Annotated in this window: 23 protein-coding genes; 6 read left to right on the top strand and 17 right to left on the bottom strand. The window is 63.4% G+C overall.

Going from position 1 to position 24,605, the window contains the following annotated elements; genetic code table 11:
- Positions 1 to 22 precede the first annotated feature (22 nt).
- Positions 23 to 874 carry a helix-turn-helix domain-containing protein gene (locus NKJ94_RS28160; RefSeq protein WP_502904220.1) on the bottom strand — a complete coding sequence of 284 codons (852 nt, stop codon included), beginning with the start codon at positions 872 to 874 and terminating at the stop codon, positions 23 to 25.
- A 111-nt stretch (positions 875 to 985) separates the two neighbouring features.
- Entirely contained in the window at positions 986 to 1,156 is a 171-nt protein-coding gene (locus tag NKJ94_RS28155) for a hypothetical protein (RefSeq protein ID WP_352451984.1), read from the bottom strand.
- A 200-nt stretch (positions 1,157 to 1,356) separates the two neighbouring features.
- Between NKJ94_RS28155 and NKJ94_RS28150 the strand changes: the two genes are divergently transcribed.
- On the top strand, positions 1,357 to 1,788 hold the full coding sequence (locus NKJ94_RS28150) for a TerB family tellurite resistance protein (RefSeq protein WP_352529787.1): 432 nt from the start codon (positions 1,357 to 1,359) through the stop codon (positions 1,786 to 1,788).
- A gap of 81 nt (positions 1,789 to 1,869) precedes the next feature.
- Positions 1,870 to 2,292, top strand: a complete 423-nt coding sequence (locus NKJ94_RS28145) for an NUDIX domain-containing protein (RefSeq protein ID WP_352529801.1) — start codon at positions 1,870 to 1,872, stop codon at positions 2,290 to 2,292.
- Positions 2,293 to 2,349: 57 nt separating this feature from the next.
- Here the strand turns inward: NKJ94_RS28145 and NKJ94_RS28140 are convergent, their stop codons facing one another.
- From NKJ94_RS28140 to NKJ94_RS28115, 6 genes are all read right to left on the bottom strand, one after another.
- Positions 2,350 to 3,102, bottom strand: a complete 753-nt coding sequence (locus tag NKJ94_RS28140; protein WP_352529785.1) for a CPBP family intramembrane glutamic endopeptidase — start codon at positions 3,100 to 3,102, stop codon at positions 2,350 to 2,352.
- Positions 3,103 to 3,154: 52 nt separating this feature from the next.
- Positions 3,155 to 4,777, bottom strand: a complete 1,623-nt coding sequence (locus NKJ94_RS28135) for an ABC transporter ATP-binding protein (RefSeq protein ID WP_352529783.1) — start codon at positions 4,775 to 4,777, stop codon at positions 3,155 to 3,157.
- Positions 4,774 to 5,643 (bottom strand): ABC transporter permease, encoded by an 870-nt coding sequence (locus NKJ94_RS28130; protein WP_352529781.1) that lies wholly within the window; start codon positions 5,641 to 5,643, stop codon positions 4,774 to 4,776. The genes NKJ94_RS28135 and NKJ94_RS28130 overlap by 4 nt, the downstream gene beginning before the upstream one ends.
- On the bottom strand, positions 5,640 to 6,587 hold the full coding sequence (locus NKJ94_RS28125) for an ABC transporter permease (protein WP_352529779.1): 948 nt from the start codon (positions 6,585 to 6,587) through the stop codon (positions 5,640 to 5,642). The genes NKJ94_RS28130 and NKJ94_RS28125 overlap by 4 nt, the downstream gene beginning before the upstream one ends.
- Before the next feature lie 424 nt (positions 6,588 to 7,011).
- The gene (locus NKJ94_RS28120) at positions 7,012 to 8,490 is read right to left on the bottom strand and encodes an ABC transporter substrate-binding protein (RefSeq protein WP_352529777.1); all 1,479 of its coding nucleotides are present in this window, start codon (positions 8,488 to 8,490) and stop codon (positions 7,012 to 7,014) included.
- A gap of 130 nt (positions 8,491 to 8,620) precedes the next feature.
- Entirely contained in the window at positions 8,621 to 9,910 is a 1,290-nt protein-coding gene (locus NKJ94_RS28115; protein WP_352529775.1) for an acetylornithine deacetylase/succinyl-diaminopimelate desuccinylase family protein, read from the bottom strand.
- Positions 9,911 to 10,132: 222 nt separating this feature from the next.
- Between NKJ94_RS28115 and NKJ94_RS28110 the strand changes: the two genes are divergently transcribed.
- A complete protein-coding gene (locus NKJ94_RS28110) occupies positions 10,133 to 10,561 on the top strand; it encodes a L,D-transpeptidase (protein WP_023676467.1) in 429 nt (142 codons plus the stop codon).
- Positions 10,562 to 10,704: 143 nt separating this feature from the next.
- Here the strand turns inward: NKJ94_RS28110 and NKJ94_RS28105 are convergent, their stop codons facing one another.
- The 8 genes from NKJ94_RS28105 to NKJ94_RS28070 all read right to left on the bottom strand — a co-directional run bounded on the left by NKJ94_RS28105 (position 10,705) and on the right by NKJ94_RS28070 (position 19,565).
- Positions 10,705 to 11,697, bottom strand: coding sequence for a lipid A biosynthesis lauroyl acyltransferase (locus NKJ94_RS28105; RefSeq protein ID WP_352529773.1), 993 nt, complete (start codon positions 11,695 to 11,697; stop codon positions 10,705 to 10,707).
- Positions 11,698 to 11,699: 2 nt separating this feature from the next.
- Positions 11,700 to 12,728: a zinc-binding dehydrogenase gene (locus NKJ94_RS28100; protein WP_352529771.1), complete on the bottom strand. Its 1,029-nt coding sequence runs from the start codon at positions 12,726 to 12,728 to the stop codon at positions 11,700 to 11,702.
- 84 nt (positions 12,729 to 12,812) lie between these two features.
- Positions 12,813 to 14,102 (bottom strand): beta-ketoacyl-ACP synthase, encoded by a 1,290-nt coding sequence (locus NKJ94_RS28095; protein WP_352529769.1) that lies wholly within the window; start codon positions 14,100 to 14,102, stop codon positions 12,813 to 12,815.
- Positions 14,103 to 14,177: 75 nt separating this feature from the next.
- Positions 14,178 to 15,365: a beta-ketoacyl-ACP synthase gene (locus NKJ94_RS28090; RefSeq protein WP_352529767.1), complete on the bottom strand. Its 1,188-nt coding sequence runs from the start codon at positions 15,363 to 15,365 to the stop codon at positions 14,178 to 14,180.
- Positions 15,366 to 15,403: 38 nt separating this feature from the next.
- A complete protein-coding gene (locus tag NKJ94_RS28085; protein WP_023719977.1) occupies positions 15,404 to 15,688 on the bottom strand; it encodes an acyl carrier protein in 285 nt (94 codons plus the stop codon).
- A 212-nt stretch (positions 15,689 to 15,900) separates the two neighbouring features.
- A complete protein-coding gene (locus NKJ94_RS28080) occupies positions 15,901 to 16,449 on the bottom strand; it encodes a histidine phosphatase family protein (protein WP_352529765.1) in 549 nt (182 codons plus the stop codon).
- Positions 16,450 to 16,555: 106 nt separating this feature from the next.
- Positions 16,556 to 18,475 (bottom strand): tetratricopeptide repeat protein, encoded by a 1,920-nt coding sequence (locus tag NKJ94_RS28075; protein ID WP_352529763.1) that lies wholly within the window; start codon positions 18,473 to 18,475, stop codon positions 16,556 to 16,558.
- Positions 18,369 to 19,565: a caspase family protein gene (locus NKJ94_RS28070; RefSeq protein ID WP_352529761.1), complete on the bottom strand. Its 1,197-nt coding sequence runs from the start codon at positions 19,563 to 19,565 to the stop codon at positions 18,369 to 18,371. The genes NKJ94_RS28075 and NKJ94_RS28070 overlap by 107 nt, the downstream gene beginning before the upstream one ends.
- Before the next feature lie 151 nt (positions 19,566 to 19,716).
- Here NKJ94_RS28070 and NKJ94_RS28065 point away from each other — a divergent pair, with 151 nt between their 5' ends.
- From NKJ94_RS28065 to NKJ94_RS28055, 3 genes are all read left to right on the top strand, one after another.
- Positions 19,717 to 20,667 carry an AEC family transporter gene (locus tag NKJ94_RS28065; RefSeq protein WP_352529759.1) on the top strand — a complete coding sequence of 317 codons (951 nt, stop codon included), beginning with the start codon at positions 19,717 to 19,719 and terminating at the stop codon, positions 20,665 to 20,667.
- A 326-nt stretch (positions 20,668 to 20,993) separates the two neighbouring features.
- The gene (locus tag NKJ94_RS28060; RefSeq protein WP_352529757.1) at positions 20,994 to 22,451 is read left to right on the top strand and encodes an NAD-dependent succinate-semialdehyde dehydrogenase; all 1,458 of its coding nucleotides are present in this window, start codon (positions 20,994 to 20,996) and stop codon (positions 22,449 to 22,451) included.
- Positions 22,452 to 22,531: 80 nt separating this feature from the next.
- Entirely contained in the window at positions 22,532 to 23,557 is a 1,026-nt protein-coding gene (locus NKJ94_RS28055; RefSeq protein WP_352529755.1) for an aldose epimerase family protein, read from the top strand.
- Between the two features lie 117 nt (positions 23,558 to 23,674).
- Here the strand turns inward: NKJ94_RS28055 and NKJ94_RS28050 are convergent, their stop codons facing one another.
- A complete protein-coding gene (locus NKJ94_RS28050; RefSeq protein ID WP_352529753.1) occupies positions 23,675 to 24,595 on the bottom strand; it encodes a phosphorylase family protein in 921 nt (306 codons plus the stop codon).
- Positions 24,596 to 24,605: the final 10 nt, after the last annotated feature.

Below are 24,605 nucleotides of genomic sequence, written 5' to 3'. Positions count from 1 at the left end.
GGTCGCGCGTCTTGAAGAAATGTTACCTCGCGCCAAGCGCCGTCGGCGTTGTGCCGGCAAGGTCGCGGAACTCGCGCACCAGATGCGCCTGGTCGGCATAGCCGCAGTCGGCGGCGATGTCGGCCCAATCGCTGTTGGCCTGCCTCGACAGGCCAAGCGCATGGTTGAAGCGGACAATTCGCGACAGCGTTTTTGGGCCGGTTCCGATCGCGTCCGAAAATTTTCCGGCAAGATGCTTGCGGCTCCAGCCAAGTTTTTCGGCCAGTGTCGAGATGCGGGTCCGGCCGCCCGTCGTGACGATCGTCTCATAGGCCCAGGCTATTTCGGCTTGAGTGCGGTCCGCGGTTGCCAACCGGTCCGCGACGAATGCCTCGGCGATGGCAAAGCGTGTGCTCCAATCCGGCGCATTGCCAAGCCTTTCGCGAAGCGCGATGCCTTCAACGCCAAGCACATCGTCCAGGCCGACCATGCGGTCGGTCAGCTCGCTCATCGGCCGGCCGAAGAACCGACGGGCGCCGAGCGGGGTGAAATTGATCTGCACACAGCAGGCGCCGCCGAAGGATTCGATCACCACCGGCCCGGCATAAAGGCCGGCGGCAAAACTGGCGAAGCGGTCGTTGTCGCTGGGGTTTTTGCCGAGCCCAATGGCAAAGGGTTCCGCAAAGCTGATGACCAGTGGCACGGTCAGGGAGGCATATTCGACGGCGCGGAAATGGCCTGGCATGGTTTCGCGAAAGCCGCATATGTCGGTGACGGCGCCCTGAAGCCGATGGCTGGGCGCGCGCCGCACCATCTCGAAGCGATCGAGGCCTGGCTCGAACCGATCGAGGCCTGGACTGTCGTGGCGGCTGCCGTCGTCGCTGTCGGCGGGCATGCGCTTTCCTTCCGCCAGGCGACTTTAACAGACCATCCTTCAGAATCAAAAGCGCCCGGCTTTTGGCCGGGCGCTCCGAGTTGCCTGAGATTCTGAGTTCTCTGGTTGTGTTTAAGCGCCGCGCATCAGACAGCCGGCGGCCAGCACGATGTAGGCGATGACGACAATCCACACGGCAGCCAAAGGGATGAACGCAAGAACGCCAAGCGCGGCGAGAACGCCGATGATGGCGATAACAAGGGATATGATGAAAATAAGCTGGGTAGGCGCACTGAGATTCATGTTCGGTCCCTCCTCAACATGATTCGTACAGCGGCATACTATCAGGCGCGTGGTCACACACCAATGAGCACACGCAGCGGGTCGCCGGATTGGCCAGCAGTTTTCCGGCGAGAAAATATGGCGGGTTCCACCACGCGCACCCCGTTTGCGCCAGGCCGATTCCGCGCTACCTATCTCCGGACGAATCGGAGGGGACGCTGATGGCGATGGGATTGCTGGACCAGATACGCTCGATCTTCGACGGCGACCCCGGCGTGCGCAAGGTGGCGGACGATCCGGTGCTGTCGGCGGAGTTGCTGATGCTGTTCCGCATGATCCTGGCCGACGGTTCGGTCAGCGAAAGCGAGATGACCGCCTTCAGGCGTATCTGCCGTGAAGCTTTCGGCATTCCCGAAACCAGCATCGACAGCGTCATCGAATACCTCAACGAGTTCGGCTACGAGACCAACGGCTCGCAGGCCATTGCGCAGTTCCGCGACCTCGACGTCGAGCGGCGCAAGCTGCTCGCCCGCCACATGGCGGAAGTCGCCAAGGCCGACTCGCAGCTTGCCGGGAACGAGATGCGGCTTCTTCGCCGCACGCTCGACCTGCTCGACATCAGCCCGGTCGATTTGGTCAAGCCACAAGACTGAGACATCGTGTGCTAACGATTTGCTGACGCCGACAGCTATCCGGGACGACTGCGGGAGCTGATCGGCGATCGTCTGGTGCTGATGCCCGATGCGCGGATCGCCATCGAGGGCGCCGATGGTCGCATCCTGCTGCAGAAACGGACCGATTTTGGTGTTTGGGGTCTGCCGGGCGGCAATGCTGAGGAAGGGGAGAACCTGGAAACGGTGGTAAGCCGGGAGGTAGCCGAGGAAACCGGGCTGATCGTCAGCGGCATCGAGCCGTTCGGGTTTGGCTGCGACCCGCAATATGAAACATTCCTGTTTCCGAATGGTGATCGAGCCCAGTTCTTCGCGCTGATCTTGCATACGCGCTCCTTTGAAGGCGAGCCGGCCGTTATCGATAACGAGAGCAGCGCCGTCGGCTGGTTCGCGGTCGACGGCTTGCCCGAAATGCTGCCCAATATGGCGCGCAGCATCGACGCCTATCTCCGGTTCAAGGCCACCGGGCAATTCCAGATGATCTGAGGGGCCTCAAACCTGTTCCTGCACCGCCGTACAATCGCGCGGTGCAGGTCTGGGGCGCTAGGCAAGCCCGAATGCTAGGACCAGGAAGCCCATTGCACCGAACCCGGCGTGGATAACGATCCCGGCCCATGTGCTGCGACGCCGCTGGACAATGTAGGGCAGGAGCAACGTGATCGGCACAAGGGTCAACAGGACTTGCCAAGGGAAGGCAGCGTGGAACAACAACCACAGGGTCCCATTGACCAGCCAAGCCCGCCTCCCGAAGGCAACCTCTTGCCGCGGCAGTGCGACACCCCGCCAGACAAACTCTTCCCCAACGATGTTCAGCACAAAAAACGGCAGCCACGCGCCGAGAATCCAGTACCGGCCGGGACCTAGCGGCTCGAAAGCCATGAACGAGGGATGAATATTCTTCCCGTCTTGCAGCATCCGGAGCGCGGTGCCGATGCCGCCGGTCAGCGCGCTGACAGCCGCCAGCCCGCCAACAGCCCAGAGCCAGTCGCCGCCATTCATCGGGCGAAGCCACAGCCGCGCGCCCAACGAACCCAGCCTTCCTGGACGCCGTTCTCGATACAACAGCAGGGCAGCCGTGAGGAGCAGGGGGCCAAAAAGGATGATGCTTGCGGCCAAGAACCACATCACCACAGTCTCAGCCCCGGTGGCGGAGACGAACGCTGGGACTGCTACCCGCGTTGTCAGGAACAGCAGCAGAGCACCCGCCCCGAACAGCTCAGCAGAGCCGCCCAGGCCCAGCGGCGGAACCCGATTGGGCTCGGGCCCTTCGCACCTTTCAAAACTGTTGGCTGTCAATGGCCATTCTCCCGCCCGTACGCCGACGAATAAGCCGTGCCACAAAGCTGCTCTAACCCTGCTCCTGCATCTTTTTCGCAATGGCCCGATGCAAATCGGGAGCGGCGGCGACCAGCGCCTTGGCCGCCTCGGACTGCGGGTGGTCGAGCACTTCGCTCGTCCTGCCGCGCTCGACGATCTTGCCGTCATGCATGACCATCACTTCGTCGGTGATGGCGCGGACGACGGTCAGATCATGGGTGATGAACAGATAGGCGATGCCGAGCTTCTGGTTGAGCTCGGCGAACAGGTCGAGGATCTGGGCGCGGATCGAGACGTCGAGCGCCGAGACCGGCTCGTCGGCGACGACCAGCTTCGGCCGGGTGATGATGGCGCGGGCGATCGACAGGCGCTGGCGCTGGCCACCCGAAAACTCGTGCGGATACTTGTCCATGTCGCTTGGTGAGAGGCCGACCTCGTGCAGCGCATGCGCCACCATCTCGCGCCGCGCGGCGGGCGGCGGCTTCTTCTCCAGCACATGCAGCGGCTCGGCCACCAATCTTTCGACCTTCTGGCGTGGGTCGAACGAGCCATACGGGTCCTGGAACACGACCTGCATGTCGCGCCGTGCCGGCTTCAGCTCCGCCTCGCTCTTGCCGGTGAGGGTGTCGCCGCGGAAGCGGATCGTTCCGGCGGTCGGCTTGTCCAGTGCCAGAACCATGCGGGCGAGGGTCGACTTGCCGCAGCCGGAACGGCCGACGAGCGCCACCGACTGACCGGGCGCCATCGAGAAGGAGACATCGTCGACGGCACGGATGGGAGCAGCGCGTTTCAACAGCGATATGCGGCGTCCCGGATAATCGCGCGTCAAATTGTCGACTTGGAGCAGGGGTTTGCCTTGGCCGACCTCATGTGTTCGGGCGCGCGCCGGCACATGCATCGAGGCCTGCGCCAGTTGGCGCGTGTAGGGATGGAGTTGTTCGGACAGCGTGCGCGCCGTGTCGCCGGCCTCCATCACCTCGCCGTGGCGCAGGATGGTGATGCGGTCCGCCATCTCGGTCACCACAGCGAGGTCATGTGAGATCAGCAGCAGGCCCATGCGGTTTTCCGCTACGAGGTCGCGCAGCAGGTCGAGGATCTGCGCCTGCAGCACCACGTCGAGCGCGGTCGTCGGCTCATCGGCGATCAGCAGCTTGGGTTTTAGCGCACAGGCGATGGCGATGACGACGCGCTGGCGCTGGCCCCCGGAAAGCTCGTGCGGATAGCGCGACAAAGGGAACTGCGCCGCCGGCAAGCCGACCCGGTCGAGCATTTTTCGCGCCCGTTCCTCTGCGTACGCGCGGCTCGCCCTGGTGTGCCAGCGAATACCCTCGGCAACCTGCTCGCCGATGGTCTTAACCGGGTTGAGCGCCGTCATCGGCTCCTGGAACACCATGCCGATGTCGTCGCCGCGCAGCGCGCACATCTGATCCTCGCTCGCCGCCAGGATATCGATGCCGTCGAAGGTGACGCGTCCGGTGGCGTGCGCCGTCCAGGGCAGTAGCTGCATCACGGTGAGCGCCGTCATCGACTTGCCGGAGCCGGATTCGCCGACCAGCCCCATCACTTCGCCCGGCGCGACGGAAAGCTCGACGTCTCTGAGGATACGGGTGCCGCCGATGGTCAGCGACAGCTTGTCGATTTCGAGCAGGCTCATCGCTGCCGCCGCGATTTCGGATCGAGAATGTCGGCAATGCCGTCACCAAGGAGGTTCAAGCCAAGCACGGTGATGACGATCGCCATGCCGGGAAAGATCGCCATCCACGGCGCCACCACCATGCGGGTCTGGGCGTCGAACAGCATGCGGCCCCAGCTCGGCATCGGCGGCTGCGTGCCCAGCCCGACATAGGAAAGCCCGGCTTCGGCCAATATGCCCAGCGCGAACTGGATGGTGCCTTGTACCAGGAGCAGCGTGGCGATGTTGGGTAGCACATGTTCGATGCTGATCAGCGTCCTGCTCTTGCCGGCGGCGCGGGCGGCGAGGATGAATTCGCGGGGCCAGATCGCCAGGGCGCCGGCCCGGGCGACGCGCGCGAATACCGGGATGTTGAAGATGCCGATGGCAATGATGGCGTTGAACGCGCCCGGCCCGAAGATGGCGGTGATCATAATTGCCGAAAGCAGCGCCGGAAAGGCGAAGACCAGGTCGTTCAGCCGCATCAGCACGTCGTCGGCGGTGCCGCCGCGCGCCGCGGCAAAGGCGCCGAGCGGCACGCCGATGCCCATGCCGATGCCGACCGCCACCAGCGCCACGGCAATCGAGTTGCGGGCGCCGACCATGATCATCGACAGGATGTCGCGACCGAAATGGTCGGTGCCGAACCAGTGCGCCAGCGATGGCGCCTGGGTCTTGTCGGAAATGACCAGCTTGGTGACGTCGTAAGGCGTCCAGAAGAAGGAAAGGATGGCGACCGCGGCCACCAGTGCGGTGATGACGAAGCCGGCAAGGAACGAACGGTTTTTGAACGCCTTGGCCAGGATGCCGGCAAGGTTCTCGTCGGGGATGTCGATGTGCAGCGTCATTGCCGGCCTCTCAGGCGCGGATCGACCACCGCATAGGAGAGATCGACAACGAAATTGACGACGATGACGGCGGCGACCAGCAACATGACGACGCTCTCGACCACGATCAGGTCACGCTGGTTGATCGCCTGGAACACCAGCCGCCCGAGGCCGGGCAAATAGAAGACGTTTTCGATGATGATGGTGCCGGCAAGCAGGAAGGCGAATTGCAGGCCTAAAATGGTGACCACCGGGATCATGGCGTTGCGCAGTGCGTGCCGCCATAAGACAAGACGATAGGGCAGGCCCTTGGCGCGGGCGGTGCGGATGTAGTCCTCGTTCAGCACTTCGATCAGCGCCGAGCGGGTGACCCGGGCAAGGATCGCCGCCTGCGGCAGAGCGAGGGCGATTGCCGGCAGGAGTAGCGATTTCAGCGCCGGCCAGACGCCGGCGCTCCAGCCGGGAAAACCGCCCGCCGGCACCAACCGCAGCCAGACGGCGAAGAAATAGATCAGCATCAGCGCGAACCAGAAATTGGGCACGGCGACGCCAAGCTGTGCGGCACCCATCGCGATCGTGTCGCCGGCGCGGCCGCTTCGGCTGGCGGAAAACAGTCCGACCGGAATGGCAATGGCGGTGGACAACGCCAGCGCCATCAGCGTCAGCGGCAGCGAGACGACGAGGCGCTCGCGGACCAGATCGATGACCGGCACCGAATAGGTGTAGGAACGGCCGAAATCGAGGCTCATCAAGCCGCCGGCCCAATGCAGGTAGCGCAGCACGACGGGAGCGTTGAGGCCCATCTGGTTGCGCAGCAATTCGACCTGATCGGCGCTCGCGTTCAGGCCAAGCATCAGCCGCGCCGGGTCGCCGGGAATGATCTCCAGCACGGCAAAAACTACCATCGAGGCCAGAACCAGCGTGACGACGGCGATGACGAGGCGCTTGAAGAGGTAGGCGGTCATCGCACACGGACCGCTGCGTTGCCTGTCGCGGAGACCAGGTGACAGTGCTCTTTCACGCCCGTCTCTGTCCTACCGGACGCTACGGGTCTCGGCAGGGCAGTCGCTTCAGACAAAAGGTAGCGCTCGACCGGCCAATAGTCGAAGTCGGCGCCGCCCCTCATCTGCCTGCCGGCATCTTCTCCCCGTATAGAGACGGGGAGAAGGGGGCTGGCCGCAACCTCAGCACCCTTTCTGCACCGCTGAAGATTGGCGAAATCCTTTGCGAGGGCGTTCTTCTCCCCGTCACTATACGGGGAGAAGATGCCAGCAGGCAGATGAGGGGCAGCGCAGACCTGAAGCGATTGCCCTGCGGCTCGGGCCAAGCAGCCCGGCAGGGCAGAGGGGGGCGCGAAGGAGTGCAACTTTCGCCTATCTGCCCAGCGGCTCAATCCGTCCACTTCACCTTGGTCAGGTCGTTGGCCTGGATCGGGGCGTTTTCCCACAGGCCCTGCAGTTTAGCGTCCCAGACGCCGACCTTCGGCAGTTCGTAGAGGAAGCCGACCACGGCGTCATCGGCCAGGACCTTCTGCGCCTCGCCGAGCAGTGTCGTGCGCTTGGCTTCATCCGAGGTAAGGTTCAACTCGTCGATGATCTTGTCGAAGGCCGGGTTGTCGTAGTTGAAGTAATAGTCCTTGCGCGAATAGATATCGATGTCGTTGGGCTCGGTGTGGGAAACGATGGTCAGGTCGTAATCCTTCTTGGTGAAGACCTGGTCCAGCCATTGCGCCCATTCGACCGGGATGATCTCGAGATCGATGCCGATTTCGCGAAGCTCGGAGGCGATGATCTCGCCGCCAAGCCGCGCATAGGAGGGCGGCGGCAGCTTCAGCGTCGCCTTGAAGCCATTCTCCAGGCCGGCTTCCTTCAGCAACTCCTTGGCCTTCGCCACATTGTGCGGGTAGAGGCCGGTGAGGTCGACATAGGCCTTGCTGGCGGGCGACATGTGCGAGCCGATCGGCACGCCGAGGCCGGCCGAGGCGCCGTCGATGATCGCCTTGCGATCGAGTGCAAAGGAAATAGCCTGCCTTACCTGCAGCTTGTCGAAGGGCGGCTTCTTGTTGTTGATCGACAGGATGGTTTCACCTTCGGTCGAGCCGATCACCACCTTGAAGCGTGGGTCGTCCTTGACCTGGGCGACGCTGTCGGGATCGAAGAACGGAAAGGCCTGGATGTCGCCCGACAGCAATGCCGGAACGGCGGCGGCGGCATCCGGAACGATGCGGAACTCGGCCTTGTCGAGGAATACCGGTGCGCCCCAGTAATTGTCCGACTTGACCAGCGTGATCGACGAACCCTTGGCCCAGTTCTGGAACTTGAACGGGCCGGTGCCAACAGGTTTTTCCTTGTTGGTGTCGGCTGTCTCAGGCGCGACGATCACCGCGTCGCCCCAGCCCATATTGTAGAGGAAGGAGCCTTGCGGTTTCTTCAGCGTGACCTTCACCGTGGCGGGATCGACGACCTCGACCTTGTCGATAGCGGCGAACAGGCCCTTTTGCGCGTTGACGGAATTGTCGGCGCGGGCACGGTCGAGCGAGAATTTCACATCGTCGGCGTTGAAGTCGGTGCCGTCATGGAATTTCACACCGGTATGCAGCTTGAAGGTGTAGACCTTGCCGTCGTCGGAAATACTCCAGCTTTCGGCGAGATCAGGCAGCACTTCGCCGTTCGGGCCGATGCGGGTCAGGCCCTCGAAGACATTGGCATAGAGCACCTCGTCGATCGCCGCCGCGGCACCCGCTGTCGGATCGAGATGCGGGGGTTCGAGCGGAATGCCGATGACCAGATCGGTGCGCGCGGCCATCGCCGAGGTCCCGGCGGCCAAGGCCAACGCCGCAGCGGCCAGAATGGTTTTCCACAATTTCATCGTGCAACTCCCCATATGCTAAAACAGGTGCTCAAACCCGGCGGATAGAAGCGTGAATTTGCCGCCGAGTAAATTGCGTTTCGTACCGTCCGCCGACGCCGGGAGGAATGTTTTTCCGCCCGCGCCCGGATCATCGCGGGCCGGCGCCCCTCAGCAGAACGCCGAGGCCGATCGCCATCACCTTTGCCGAGTCCAGCATATCGGCAATGCCGACCCATTCGTCGGGCCGGTGGGCGAGGTCGAGAATGCCGGGGCCATAGGCGATGCAGTCATAGATGTGGCCGATGCGGGCGATGTGCTTCTGGTCGTAGGTGCCGGGCGAAATCACGTAATCCGGTTCGCGGTCGAATATCTCCATGATGCCTTGCGCGACCGCCTTAACCACCGGCGCGTCGCGCTCGGTCATCAGCGGCAGCACCTCCATCAGGTCGCGGATTTCGTAGTCGAACTTTTTGCGCTCGCGCTTCAGCCGTTCGAGGATATCGGTCACCTCGCTCTTGACCGTAGCGAGATCCTCTTCGAGCAGGAAGCGGCGGTCGATGGTCAGCCGGCAGGAATCGGGCACGTTGGGCGAGGGCAGGCCGGGCCGGAAATCCTCGGTCTGGCCGCCATGGATCGAGTTGATGTTCATGGTCGAGCGTTTTGCGCCTTCGGGCACGACCGGCATGCGCGTCATTTTGCGGTCGAGCGCCGGAAACAATTCGTCCTCGAAGGCCCGCAGCACGGCGCCCATATGGCGCACCGCATTGTCGCCGAGGAACGGCATCGAGCCGTGCGCGATCTCGCCCTTGGTCTCGATCTCCGCCCACCAGACGCCGCGATGGCCAAGGCAGATGCGATCCTTGTTGAGCGGCTCGGGAATGATGACGTGGTCGACCTTCGGCCTGGAGAAATAGCCGAGCTTGGCCAGATGCGCGACGCCGCCAAAGCCGCCGGACTCCTCGTCGACCGTGCCTGAAATCTCGATGGCGCCGGGAAAATCGGGAAAGACCTCCATGAAGGCTTCAGCGGCGATGATCGAGGCGGCAAGCCCGCCTTTCATGTCGCAAGCGCCGCGGCCGTAGACCTTGCCATCCCTGACGATGCCGGCGAACGGATCGAGGCTCCAGCCGTCGCCGGGCTCGACGACGTCGATATGCGAATTGAAGTGCACGCAAGCACCCGGCGCCCGGCCATCGAAGCGGGCGACGACGTTGACGCGCGGGTAACGGTCAGTGTCGCCAGGCGTGCCCTCGGCACGGATGAATTCGATCTCAAAACCACGCTTCTTCAGCCGCGCGCCGATATATTCGGCACATGGCCGATAGGCTTCGCCGGGCGGATTGATGGTCGGAAAGCGGATCAGATCCGCAGTCAGTGCAACCAGATCATCGGCTCGGTCATCGATAGCCTTGAGGAGCCGTTCGTTCGGTTCGTTCATTCGGCGAATTGAGCAGCGGATGAGGGGGTTTTGCAAGCCCGATGGCGAATTGCCAGGCGATTGCGTGTCGTTACGGCAACTATTGCGGGAAATCGTTCAAATTCGCTGCTTTGGATTGGTGAAATCGTCAGGGAGTAGGTGTTAGCTCGCTGGCTTGCCATCAAAACACTGGAGAACAGCGTGAGGGCAGGCAGGCAAGGGGCATCAAAGGGGTTTGATTGCATGAAAAACACTGTTCTCATGGCAGCGGCATTGATGGCGATGCTGTTCGGTTCGTCGTTCGAGAGCCGCGCGGCCAGCCTGGTCGCGAACATCGATATTTCCTCACAGACGATGACGGTAAGATACGGGCTTTCGTATTACCGGTGGAGCGTTTCCACCGCCCGCAAAGGCTACATCACGCCACGCGGCAGCTATCGTCCACAGCGGACGGCCCGGATGTGGTATTCGCGCAAATACGACATGTCGCCGATGCCCTATTCGGTGTTCTTCCGCGGCGGCTATGCCATCCACGGCACCGGCGCGATCCGGCAATTGGGGCGCCCGGCATCGCATGGCTGTGTGCGCCTCCACCCCAGCAACGCCGCCGCGTTCTATTCGATGGTGCGCAAGGCCGGCTTCGGCAATACGCGGATCCTCGTGACGAATTAGGGCCTGCTCCTCGATCCGCAACAAAAAACCCGCCGGAGCGGCGGGTTCGTCGGGGCCAAATAGCACCATAGCGAAATTAGTAGCATAGCTGCCGGCACAAAGCAAGAACAAAATAAGGCTTGCGCCCAAAAAAGATGGTGCGCTCAGGCGGCTTTGTCGCGCATTGTCGCCGGCCGACGCTTTTTGCGGCCGCTGATCTCCCAGCGCTTGTGGAACCACATCCACTGGCCGGGGTCTTCGCGCACCCAGCGCTCGACCACGTCGTTGAGAAGCTGGGTGGTGGCGGGGACGTCGACACTGCCGCCGGCGGTGCGCGGCAAGGTGAGCTTGTCCTCGATCTCGAGCCGGAAACGATTGTTCGGCAGGCGCACGCAGCGCGCCGGATAGACATCGCAGTCATAGTGCCGCGCCAGGGTGCCGAGAACCCGGTTGCTCTCGCAGGGGCGGCCGAAGAACGTCGTTTCGAGCCCGCCCGTGAATTTCTGGTCGACCAGCACGCCGATATTGCCGCCTTTCTCGAGGACGGCCGCAAGCGCGAACGAGGCGCCGGTCGAAGACGGCAGCAGCGATCCCATGCTCGAGCGGCGGGTCGAGAGGATGTAGTCGGCTAGGTAAGGATTGTTGGGCGGGCGAAACAGTGCCGTGATGTTCATGCCGAAAGTGGCGGCCGCGACAGGCAGCAGCTCGAAATTGCCGAGATGCCCGGTAAAGACGATATGCGGCTTGTCCTCGCCGGCGATGCGCACGAAATGCTGCTCGCCCTTGACCTCGACGCGGCCCGGCTTTGTCGCAACGGGATCATAGTCGAATAGGGCATCGAGGAAGATATATTCGGCGGCGAGGCGAGCCATGTTGCCCCACATATCGGAAGCGATCGCCTCGATCTCGGCATCGCTTTTTTCCGGATAGGCCTTGCGCAGATTGTCGACAGCAACTTGATGGCGCTGCACCCAAGGGCCGATGCGGCGGGCGGCGCGGTCGGCGAAATTGAGCGCCCGGTCGGGCGGCAGCAGCCGCAGCGCGGAGATGATGATCATCGCAACCCGCGCGACCAGCCAGTAGTTGAACTGGCGAAGCCGCCTGCCATAGCGGAATCCCAGGTCCCTGCGGATCTTCCTGAAAGCGTTGCCGATCATTCTCAGCCGACGCGCAGGATGATCTTGCCGAACACGTCGCGGCCCTCCATGCGCTTCAGCGCGGCATCGATGCCTTCGAAGCCGACCTCGGTGTCGATCACCGGCGCCACCAGACCTGCCGCCATCTTCTGCATGGCGTCCGCCATATTTTCCATGCGGCAGCCGAAGGAGCCGAGCAGCTTCAGCTGCTGCTGGAACAGCTGCATCAAATTGATCTGCGTCGACACGCCGGAGGTCGAGCCGCAAGTGACCAGCCGTCCACCGCGCTTCAGGCACAGCATCGAGGCGGCAAAGGTGTCGGCGCCGACATGCTCGAACACCACGTCGACGCCCTTCTTCTTCGTCAGCTTGCGCACGACGCCTTCGAAGCGGTCCTCGCGGTAGTTGATGACGTGGTCGGCGCCGAGCGCCTTTGCCTTGTCGATCTTGTCGTTCGAGCCGACGGTGGTGATGACCGTGCAGCCCGTCTTCTTGGCCAGCTGAATCGCGGCGGAGCCGATGCCGGAGCCGCCGGCATGGACGAGGATCGTCTCGCCGGGCTGCAGCCGGGCATTGTCGAACAGCATATGCTCGACCGTGCCGAAGGTGACCGGCGCCACCGCCGCGCCGATCTCGCTCACGCCGGGCGGAGCGGGGACCAGAAGACGCGCCGGCAGGTTGATCTTTTCCTGCGCAAAGCCGTCGAGATGGAAGCCGTGAACGCCCGAAACATGCTCGCAGAGATTGTCGCGGCCTTCGCGGCAGGCGCGGCAAAGACCGCAGGTGCGGGCGCCATAGATCGACACCAATTGCCCGGGCACAAGGCTGGAAACGCCGGGGCCGACCGCCTCGACCTCGCCGGAGGCCTCGGCGCCGACGACCAACGGCAGCTTGCGCTTGGCGAAGGCCATGCCGCGCCAGCCCCAGACATCGATGTGGTTCAGCGCCACGGCCTTGATGCGCAGCGTCACCTCGCCGAGCGAAGGCGGCGGCGGTGGCGGCAGGCCCACCGTTTCAAGCCGGCGATCCTCGATAAGTTGCAATGCGCGCATGCCAGATCCCAGGTTGCGCATGACCCGAGAATCGTTTCGGAAAGGACCATGCGCACGACAACAGTGCTAGAGCGGAACGGTCGCTTAGACTGGTTCCCGCGCCATGACAAGGCAGGTGTTCTGGCCGCCGAAGCCGAAGGAGTTCGACAGGACCGTGCCGACCTCGGCGTTGCGCTTGGTGTTCGGCACCACGTCGAGCACGATCGCCGGGTCGGGATTGTCGTAGTTGATGGTCGGCGGAATGACGCTTTCGCGCATCGTCATCAGCGAAAATGCAGCCTCGACAGCACCGGCTGCCGATAGGGTATGGCCGATCATCGACTTGTTCGACGAGACCGGCATTGAGCCGATCCGCTCGCCGAACACCGTCGCTAGCGACAAATGCTCCATCTTGTCGTTTTCGGGCGTCGAGGTGCCATGGGCGTTGACATAATCGATCCCGTCCTTGTTCAAGCCGGCATCGGCAAGGGCGGCGCGCACCGCCGCGATCGCCGGCGAACCGTCCGGCTTGGAGCGGGTGCGATGGAAATCGTCGGCCTTTTCGCCGCAGCCGCGCAATATGCCGAGAATGGTGGCGCCGCGGGCAAGTGCTGCCTCCAGCGATTCCAGCACAAGGGCGCCCGAGCCCTCGGCGAGCACGAAGCCGTCGCGATCCTTGGAGAACGGCTTGGATGCCTTTTCGGGGATGTCGTTGTGGGTGGAGAGCGCGGACAGAAGCGAGAAGCGGATCAGCGCTTCGGCGGTGGCCGAACCGTCGGCACCGATCGACAGCGCTCTGTCGCATTCGCCGCGGCGGATCGCCTCGACGCCGAGCTGGATCGCCGTGGCGCCCGAAGCGCAGGCGGTCGACAGCGTGATCGGCAGGCCGCGCGTGCCGAAACGGTCGGCAAGCCGGTCGGCGATCGAACCGAACTGGGTGGTCTCGAAGATGTCGAGTTCCTTGAGGCCACGCGCCACCCGCAGCAGCCTCTCGGCGCCGGCGTCGTGCCTGTCTGAATTATTGGGCTTGTCGGAATTGTAGAGCGAAAAGCGCTCGCTCCAGTCGAGCTCGACTGGCGGCGAAGCGAGGAAAAGCGGTCCGCCGAACTCGCCGGCATCGAGGCCGGCCTCCGACGTCGCTTCCTGGGCGGCGGTTTCGGCGAGCTCATAGGTGAGGGGACTGGCGCCCTTAGAACTCGACGGCAGGAAATCGACCATGCCGGAGATGCGGGTGTTGAGATGATCGACCGGGAAGCGGGTGATCGGATGGATGCCGGATTTGCCTGATGTCAGCGCCGCCCAATTGTCGGCCTTGCCGACGCCGAGCGACGTCACCACGCCGATGCCGGTGACGGCGACGATCGGCCTGCCCATGTGGTCGTTCAGATTGGCCATTTGTTGTCCAAAAACCTGTTTCTCTTGGAGCATCGGATCGCCCGAAAACCGCGTCACACTTTTCGGTCCGATGCTCTAGGCGGCTTTGATCAGCGCCATGCCCTCGAATTGGTGATAGCCGATGGCCGTTGCAAGGACGGTCCGCGGAACGCTGTCAAACGGCTTTTCGATGGTGGCATCAAAGACAGGGTAGGCGGCCTTGCGGTCGACGGCCAGTGCCGCCAGCGCCACGGCGAACGGGAACTGCGCTTCCTTCATGTGGCCGGTCAGCGTCGAAAAGCCGCGTGCGGCGATCGCCGGATTGGCATCAAGCGCGGCTTTCTCGGCCGCGGTCGCGGCATGGGCGCCCGAAGCGCCGGAGATTGCCAGCAGCTCGCCATTCGGCAATGCGGCCTGCTTCAGCAGCGTGGCGATCTCGCCATCGAGTTCGCCCCGCCGGCGCCTGGCGCGGCCGGACAGGACCGGGCCGAGTTCCGCATAGATCTTCCGGCCACGGCTTGTCGCGTGCTCGCGCTGCTCCAGGACGAGAAACGCGCCGCCGGATCCGGTCACCACGCCGCCGCCATCGGCACCTTGCCTCTGCCAGACCGGCCGCCACGGACCGCGATGCAGGTAGCCGGCCAGTTCATAGCCGAGCAGCATGTCGGAATGTTCGGTCTGGAAAGCGCCGCCGACCAGTATATGCGTCGACTGGCCGGAGCGGATGCGCGCGGCCGCCGTCTCGACTGCGGCGACGCCCGCACCTTCCTCGCCCATGAAGGTACGCGAGGAGCCGGTCACCTTGTGGACGATCGAGATGTTGCCGGCGAGCAGGTTGGAAAGCTGCGCCAGAAACAGCGTCGGGCGCAATTCGGTGGTCAGCTTCTCGTTGAGCAGCACGTCGCGGTCGTTGCGGCTTTCCGATGCCGCGAGAATGGCCGCGTCGACTGCCTCGTCGCGTTCGCCGCCGCCGGCGGCCACCACCATGTCCATGGTCGCGCAGAGTTCGTCATTGCCCTTGATGCCGGCATCGTCGAGAGCAAGGCCGGCTGCATAGGTGCCCAGCCTCTGCCAGGTCTCCATCTGCCGCTGGTCGCCACGCTTGGCGATCTGCAGGTTCCAATCGATCTCCGGCAGCGGATGGACTGTATAGGGCGAGAAGCGCAAAGCCTCCAGAACCGGCTCAAGGCGCGGCTGGACAAGCTTTTGCCAATGCGCATCCGGACCCTCGCCCAGCGACGAGACAAGGCCGATGCCTGATATGACGACGTCGTGGGGATTCATGGGCGGCTGTTGTCGGTCGGGCGCGTCAAGCGCTGTGCTCAGGTGGCGTTCTTGGCGGCGACGAGCGCGTCGATCTTGGCGCACAGGTTCTTCATGACGAAATAGTCGTCGGTCGAAGCCTTGCCGTCGTTGACCTCCTGCGTCCACTTTTCCAGCGGCACCTTGATGCCGAATTCCTTGTCGATGGCAAAGACGATGTCGAGGAAGTCGAGGCTGTCGATGCCGAGATCGTCGATGGTGTGGCTTTCGGGCGTGATCGTCTCGATATCGATCTCGCTGGTGTCGGCGATGATCTTGGCGACTTTATCGAACGTGGTGGACAAGGGCTTTTCCTTCGATTGCGGGCGGAATCTGTCCGCATGTGTTTGGCGCTGTCTAATCGGTTTTTCCGGGCAGGAAAAGGCCTGATACGCCGGGCGCAGATGGGATGGCTGCCCAGGCAGAGCAAGATGAGATCGGAATCCAACCACGGCTTCTCGCAGCAGTGGCATTTCGGCAACAGCTATCTCGCTCGACGTGGGGAGCGACTGACCCCTCAGAACGTAACGCGGCCGAGCACGCGCAGGCCGTCGCCTTGCGGCTCGACGACCACGGCTTCGCCTTCGCGCGGCGAGATGCCGGTCAATTCCTTGATGTTTTCGAGATGCGTGACCATGACCAGATTGTCGGAGCCGGAATAGCCGCGGATCTCGGCCAGGATCGCGGCGATCTGAGCGGCCTTCTCCTTTTGGTCGGTCTTCAGCAGGTCAAGCGGTGCAAACGGCTCCGGCTCGCTTTCGAAAGCTATGCGGGCGGTCTCGAGGCAGCGGCAATAGCGGCTGGACAGAACGCGTTCGATGGGTGCCGCGCGGGCGCCAAACAGCGCGCCGATCTTGCGCGCCTGCTGCTTGCCGCGCTCCGAGAGATTGACCTGGGTCGCGCATTTGCCGAGGTCGAAATTGGCCGCATCGGTGGTGCCGGTGACCATGGCATGGCGAAGCAGGACCACATGTCCGCCGTCGCGCAGCAGCGCCCAGCCGGACTCCGTCGCACGGGCTGTGGCGGGAACGGCAAGCAACAGCAGCGCCAGCACAAATCGAAGCATCAGACGTCCTTTTCGGGTGACCGGTAGGTAGGTCCCCGGTGACCGGCATATAGGGACGGCAAAGCGGGCTGAAAAACAAGCTGAGCGCAACCTATGGCCGAAACGCCTATCTCTTCGCCATTTGCTTCTTCACGAGGTCGATCTTCTGGTCGGTCAGCGGGATGGGGAGTGTGTAGCCGGCTTCGGTAAAGCCCTGCTTGGCGTTCTCGAAAAATTCGATCGCCTTTTGATAGTCGGCATTGCCGCCGCCATAGCTGCCGCGGTTCCAGTGGACGTCGCCGAGATTGTTCTGCTCGAAGGCCCATTGCATCGGCTGGCTTTCGCGGGTGAAGACTTTGAGCGTCGCCTCGAAGGCGGCTTCGGCGTCGTCCAGATATTTGCCGGTGCGTTCGAGATTGCCGAGATTGATCAGGCTCATGCCGATGCCGTTCTGCGCGTTTGCCCAATCGACGGGCGCGGTTTCGAAGGTCAGTACCTCCAGTGCCGCCCGGCGCGCGGCGATCGAAGCGGCCAGTTTGCCGGGATCGGCCTCGCTCATGCTCAGCCACTGCAGCGCCGAGCCGAGGCCGGCCTGCGCCAGCGCCCATTGCCGCGGCGTCGCCTCGCGCTTGTATTCGCGCAGTGCGTCGCGATAGGCCTCGATTGCCTCCTCGTAGTGCATCGGCTTGTCGGTCACGCCGCCGAGCAGTTGCAGCGTGTTGCCGAGATTGTAGTGGGTCATCGCCCAGTCGAGCGGAAACTCCTTCTTGGTGTAGACGCGCCGTGCCGCCCGGTATGCGGCGGCCGATTGCTCAAGCTTGGCAGCATCGCGGGTGCGCTGGCCGAGCGTCTGGTAGATCGAGCCGAGATTGTTCTCCGCTGAAGCCCAATCCGTCGGAAAACGCTGGCGGGTGAAGATGGTCAGCGCGTCGCCATAGGCGGCAGCCGCCTCTTCGAGCAGGCCGGTGCCGAGTTCGAAACGGGCAGCACTGCTCAGCGCATTGCCGAGATTGAGACGGCTGGTCGCCCACGAGACCGGAAAGCTGTCGCGGGTTCGGATCCCGAGCGCAGCACGGAAGGCGTCGGCCGCCTCGTCGATTTTCGCCTCGTCGTTGCGTTGCGTGCCGAGCGTGACCAGCGTGTTGCCGAGATTGTTCTGAACCATCGCCCACTGAACGGGAGCTTTTTCGCGCGTGTATTCTTCCAGCGCCAGCCGGTAGGCGGCCTCGGCCTCGGCCAGGCGCTCGCCATTCGCTTCGCGTTCCGAAACTGCGTAAAGCGCAAGGCCAAGGTTGTTTTGCGAAGCGGCCCAGTCCAGCGGGACCTTTTCGCGCGGGCGCTTCTCCAGCGTGGCGCGCATCGCCACCACCGCCTCGTTCAGGCGTTTCGGGTCGCTCTCGCGTTCGCCGATCTTCAGCAGCACATTGGCCAGATTGTTCTGGGCGGCGGCCCAGTTGAGGTCGTCCTTCTCGCGCTCGAACACAGCAAGGGAATCGCGAAAGATTTTCGCGGCCTGTTCCAGCCGGTCGGTTTCACGCTCGCGGTCGCCGATCGTCTGCAACACCACCGCCATGTTGTTGCGAGTGATCGCCCAGTCGCGGTTCTGCTCGCCATTGGGGATGAAGTTCAGGATGACGCGGTAGGCGTCGATGGCACGCTGCAGCGCTTGCCTGTCGCCAGTGGCGCTGCCATGGGCATTGAGCGCCTCCGCCTCCTGGTTCTTGTAGTTCCAGCGCAGCTTGTCGTCCCATTTCTCGACCAGCGAGAAGGCCTTGCCGTAGTCGTTGGCGGCAGACAGATAGTCGAAGACCAGCGCCGAGGCGTCGGCGCGCCTGGCATAGATCGCCGCGTCGGCGATGCGCTTCTGCTTGACCAATTCCTCTGCCTGATCGACCACGCCGTTGGCCTGCTCGACCCGGCCCACCGCCTGGTCGAGGAAGTTACGCGCCGTGACGATGGCGCCCTGACCGATGGCCTTGTCGGCCGAGGCGACGAGGCGGCTGATCTCGGGGTCGTCGGTGCGCAGCGCGTCGCGCTCGGAGAACATCTTCTTCAGGCGCTCGGCCTGGGCGTCGAGCAGCTTTTGCAGGTCGGTTGGAGTCCTCGGGCATCTTTTCGGTGCCGAGCGCCCTCAGCACGCCGTAGAGCGCGTCGAGCGGCACGCCGTCCTGCAGCGAGGCCAATTCCACCTGTGCGCGCTTGGGGTGCGGCAGGTCGGCAATGGTCAGCAGCAATTGCCGCCGCTCCCCGGTGATAAGCCCGTCGTCGCCGGTCGGTTCCTGCGGTGCTACGCCGAAATAGAGCAGCCGGCGCAGGCTTTCATTGACCCATGGCCGCTGCTTCGCCTTGGTGTCGAGATAGACCTCCTCGGTCACCATGCGCATGACCGAGCCGAACTCGGTGCCCTTCATCGCCGCGAGATGGCGCAGAAGCGCTGCCGCATAAGGGCTGTTTTCGCCGACGATGCCGTCGAGTGCCGGCCGCCCCGGCTCGGCGGCAAAGCCGATCACCGTTCCCAGATTTTCGCTCGCGGGTGCGTCGGCGAGCGCCCTGGCGCCGCGCACCGGTTCCAGCCCGCCGGCGCTTATCGGCGAAGCCGAGGCGGTTGGCGCCCGGCGCAGCACCGCATCCGGCGGAAACGGGTTGGTGCGGCAGGCATCGAGCAGCATGATCGCCACCGGCACGGTCTGCTTCAATTCGTCCATGACGGCGGAAATCGGCACCAGGGCCTGGTCGGCGTCCTTCAGCGAAGCAATATTGGCGTCGACCGGCACCAGGTAATTCTCGCCGCCGGCCTCAATGCCGTGGCCGGAATAGTAGATCAAGGCGACGTCGGCGTCCTCGGCATCCTCGGCGAAACGCTCGAGGTCGCGCTTCAGTTTTGCCGTATCGCGGTCGGTGACGCTGCGCGCGTCGAAGCCGAGATCGGCCAGCATCATGGCGATGTCGCGGGCGTCGTTGGCGGGGTTGGGAAGAGCCGCTATGTGCTGGTATTTCGACTGGCCGACAATCAGCGCCACGCCCTTGAGGCTTGCCGGCTCCGCGCGAAGCAAGGTCGTGACCAGGCAGAGCAGGGCGGCTCCGAAAGCCGTCAGCCATCCCTGCTTGAAGAAGTGCCGATTTCCGACAGCGCCCATTCGCCGCGTGTCCCCCCTACAGCCCTGTATAGCGCTGCCATCGGACCATGAGCAAATTCGGGCAAGATCCGTGCGGCCGGATTGTTTGGCCGGGACATTCGTCAGGGTAGGGCGATTGCGCCGCGATCAGGGCTCGCCTATCACGGGAAAAATGTCTCCGCTCACCGAAACCGTCCTCTTCGTCTTCAGTCTCGTCGCACTCGGCTATCTTGCCGGGCTCACCGGCTATTTGAAGCCGGCGAGCGGCGAGGGCGTATCCGAATTCGCCATCAACGTGGCAATGCCGCTTTTGCTGTTCCAGACCATGGTAAAGGCGGATTTCCATGGCGTGGCGCCATGGTCGTTATGGGGCTGCTATTTCACGGCGGTCGCGCTCACCTGGGCCATCGGTCACCTGGTGACCACGCGCATCTTCGGGCGGGACGCCCGCGCCGGCGTGGTCGGCGGCGTGTCGTCGTCCTATTCCAATGTCGTCCTGCTCGGCGCTCCATTCATCATCGGCGTGTTCGGGCCAGCCGGGTTCGAAGTGCTGTCGCTGCTCGTTTCCATTCACCTGCCGGTGATGATGATGGCCTCGATCATCCTGTTCGAAATGTTCGGCCGCGGCGGCAGCGAGCCTGTGCATCCGCTTCGTGTCATCACGAGCTTTCTCAGGAGGGTATTCATCAACCCGCTGATCATCGGCATACTGGCCGGGCTGGCGTGGCGCTTCACCGGTGCGCCGCTGCCGGTGCTTGCGACGCGGCTGAGCGACGCGCTGGCCGGCACGGCCGCCCCGGTGGCGCTGTTCGCCATGGGGCTCAGCCTGCGCCGTTTCGGCATCTCCGGCAATGTCCGCCCGGCGCTGGCGCTGTCGGCGCTGAAACTGTTCCTTATGCCGGCGCTGGTTCTTGGCCTGGTCTGGCTGATCGGCCTGCCGCCATTGACCGCCAAGGTGGCGGTGGTGGTGGCGGCGCTGCCGTCCGGCATCAACTCCTATCTCATCGCCGTGCAGTTCAACACCGGCCAGGCGCTGGCATCGAACCAGATGACCATCGCCACCGCCAGCGCGGTGGTCACCACGGCGTTTTGGCTGACAGCGGTCGTCCATGTTTTTGGGTAGGGTATGTCGATATTCAGGTGATGCCGGCCTGCGAATGGCGGGTTCCTGCGCTTCCGGTACTCACGGACCCAAATGTCCGCTCCGTTCCGGTTCTCGGAACCCACCCTTCTCGGCGCGGCCTGACCTGAATCTCAACATACCCTGGAGCCATGCACCCAACTTGCCGGGATCGCTCTCGCTTTGGCTGGCCCAAACCCTATATGCCATCTTGTGATTGCTTGCGGGGCTTGCCCTGGGCTAAGAGCAGTGGCTCTAGCGATGCTATCGCGCACGTCCATTCACGAAATCAGCGACCGGCCCGCCAGGTGCCGAACGGAGGCGAGATCATGCTTCAGAAAACCAGCCATTTCATGCGGCAGGCCAATCTCATCAATGGCGAATGGGTGCAGGCCGATTCGGGCCAGACGGTCGACGTCAACAATCCTGCCACCGGCCTCAAGATCGGCACCGTGCCGAAATCGGGCAAGGCCGAGACCCGCCGCGCCATCGAAGCCGCCGACGCTGCCTTCAAGACATGGCGCAAGACCACCGCGCTCGAACGCTCGAAGCTGTTGCGCAAGCTGCATGACGCGATGATGGACAATCAGGACGTGCTGGCCGAACTGCTGACCATCGAGCAGGGCAAGTCGCTGTTCGAATCGAAGGGCGAGATCGGCTCGGCCGCGTCCTACATATTGTGGTTCGCCGAAGAGGGCCGCCGCACCTATGGCGACGTCGTGCCGTCGCCCTGGGCGGACCGCCGCATTCTGGTGACCAAGGAGCCGGTCGGCGTCATCGCCGCCATCACACCATGGAATTTTCCATCCTCGATGCTGGCCCGCAAGCTCGGTCCGGCGCTTGCCGCCGGCTGTACCGCCGTGGTCAAGCCGGCGTCGCAGACGCCTTACTCCGGCCTTGCCTGGGGCGCGCTTGCCGAGGAAGTCGGCTTCCCCAAAGGCGTAATCAATATCCTGACCGGCGCTGCCGGTGAGATCGGCGACGAGATCTGTGCCAACCCGCTGGTCAAGAAGATCACCTTCACCGGCTCGACGGAGGTCGGCAAGATCCTGATCCAGAAGTCGTCGGTGACCGTCAAGAAAGTGTCGATGGAGCTCGGCGGCAACGCGCCGTTCATCGTCTTCGACGACGCCGATCTCGAGCGAGCCGTCGCCGGCGCCATCACCGCCAAATACCGCAATTCCGGCCAGACCTGCGTCTGCACCAACCGCTTCCTGGTGCAGGCCGGCATCTATGACCAGTTCGTCGAAAAGCTGGCTACTGCGAGTAACGGGCTGAAGGTCGGTTCCGGCCTCGAGGACGGTGTCCAGCAGGGACCGCTGATCGATGAGAAGGCGGTGGAGAAGGTCGAGGAGCTGATTGCCGACGCTACCGCCAAGGGCGGCAAGGTCGTCGCCGGCGGCAAGCGCCACGCGCTCGGCGGCTCGTTCTTCCAGCCGACGGTGATCGCCAATGCGACGCCGAAGATGCGCTTCATGAAGGAAGAAATCTTCGGCCCGGTAGCGCCGGTATTCAAGTTCGAGACCGAGGAAGAGGCCGTAGCACTCGCCAACGACACCGAGTTCGGCCTGGCCTGCTATTTCTACACCGGCGATCTCGGCCGCGCCTTCCGGGTCATGGAAGGGCTGAAATACGGCATGGTCGGCGTCAATGAAGGGCTCATCACCACCCCTGAAGCGCCGTTCGGCGGCGTCAAGGAATCGGGCCTCGGCAAGGAAGGCGGCCATCAGGGCATCGAGGATTATCTCGACACCAAATATGTCTGCATCGGCGGACTTGGTCTCTAGAAGCCTGATGCGGTAATACCGAAAACGATCCTGGGCCGCTTCGAAAGGCCAGGCTGGCATCGATCAATGAACTTGCGAGCATGGCAATGAAGGACGGCGAGGTTTTCGGCACGACGCAGGCGGGCGAGGCCGTCCGCCGCTTCACCATCCGTGGCGGCGGCCTCACCGCCAACATCATCGGGCTGGGTGCGATCATCCAGGATCTGCGTCTGGCCGGGCACGACGCGCCGCTGGTGCTCGGCTATGATCGTTTCGAGCACTATGAGACGGACACCGCCTTCTTCGGCACCATCGTCGGGCGCTATGCCAATCGTATCCGCGACGGCCGCTTCACTCTCGCCGGGAAACGCTACCAGACCGAGCGTAATTTCCTCGAAAAGCACACGCTGCATGGCGGTTCGCAAGGTTTTTCGCGCCGGGCCTGGGCGGTTTCGCTGCATGGCAGGGATTTTGTCACACTGACCCTGCACGACCCGGACGGCACGATGGGCTTTCCCGGCGCGCTCGACGTGACCTGCACCTACCGGCTCAAGATCCCCGGCACGCTCAGCGTCGAACTGACCGCCACCTGCGAGGAGCCGACGCTCTGCAATCTCACCCAGCATTCCTATTTCAACCTGGACGACGGCGGCGCCGGCGACATTCTCGATCACCGGTTGATGCTGAATGCCGGCGCCTATCTGCCGGTCGACGCGGATCTCATTCCGACAGGCACGGTAAAGCCGGTCGACGGCACACCTTTCGACTTTCGCCAGGCGCGGCCGCTGCGCATGGAGACCGAGGGCGAGCAACTCCCCTACGACCAGAATTTCTGCCTTGCCTCGACGCGCGGGCCGCTGAAGCAGGCGTCGTGGGCGCAAGGCGCGAATTCCGGCGTCGAGATGGAGCTCTGGACGACCGAGCCGGGCGTCCAGCTCTATACCGGCCAGTATCTGGCGCCGTCCTCGCCTGGACTGGGCGGACGCCAGTACAAGGCGTTTTCAGGCTTCTGCCTGGAGCCGCAAATCTGGCCGGATGCGCCCAACCGGCCCTATTTCCCGCAAGCCACGCTGTGGCCGGGCCAGATCTATCATCACGTGACGGAATACCGGTTCAGGCTGCCTTAGCGCTGGAGTGCCCCTGCCGAAGCGTACGACTCGAGCGTCGCAAACACGCCCAATGCAGCGCCCTCGGGATTCTTGGTCGGTGGCAGAGCTTCAGCTATCCGGCGCACAAAGGTCGTCTCAGAACCGGCTGGAGCGTTCTTTCGGCTGAGGCGACTTCAAGCCCTGACAGGAGCATTCCGAATCAGCGGGAAGTCGCGCGGCGGTTTCCAGCGCGACCCGCGAGGCTGTCATGGACAGATTGGGCAACACGTCCTCCTGCAGCAATTTCTGGCGATTGCGATCCATATAGTCGTTGAAGCCCGCCGTCACGAACGCGCAAGGCACGAAACACGCGCCGATCTCGCGCGACAAGGTCGCCTCAGGGGCGATGGAATGGTTGAGTACATCCGCCCCCATGCCCCGATATGCCAAGGCTTCGGCAGGCGTTGTCAGCCGGGGCCCATAACAATGGGCAGCCACCAACTGCTGTTCGATGCCATAAACGCGGCATTCGGCTGGCCAATAACGGCGGGCCGTTTCGACCAGAACCGCTGCACATCTTGGACACACGATTTGCTTGCCCGAACAGTCAAAGCTCTGACGGTCAGGAAGCAGTGAAAACGGGGTCTGCGTCAGTTCAATGATATCGGCGGTCACCACCATGTCGCCCGGCTGGATCGCCTTGTTGACGGCGCCTACAGTCGAGCAGGCGAGAACTTGCCGTACACCCGCCCGCATCAATACCCAGAACGCGCGGCGATGGCAGGAATGGTCGATACGGTCGCGGGGATTGCCGTGCGAATACATGCACAGCGCGCGTTTTGCTCTCCCTTCCGCTGTGATCGACGCATCGAACTCGAGCAGCTTCCAGTTGTCGGTGCGACCGAAAGGTGTTTCAAAACTCATGTCGCGCCGCAAGGTGCGCACACCATCGAATTCGACATCTTCCGGGAAGGCAAGCCCCCAGTTTGCCGACCCGGTGATGATGGCCAACCCTACCTGAGGGATGTCCGTCGAATGATCCGTCAGATCGTCGGCTGCATGGTAATTGGTGGGCATGTTTCCAGTC

The sequence above is a fragment of the Mesorhizobium sp. M0060 genome (assembly GCF_040323155.1).
In the GTDB taxonomy this organism is placed as follows: Bacteria; Pseudomonadota; Alphaproteobacteria; order Rhizobiales; family Rhizobiaceae; genus Mesorhizobium.
This window is presented reverse-complemented; position numbering and strand designations above follow the sequence as displayed.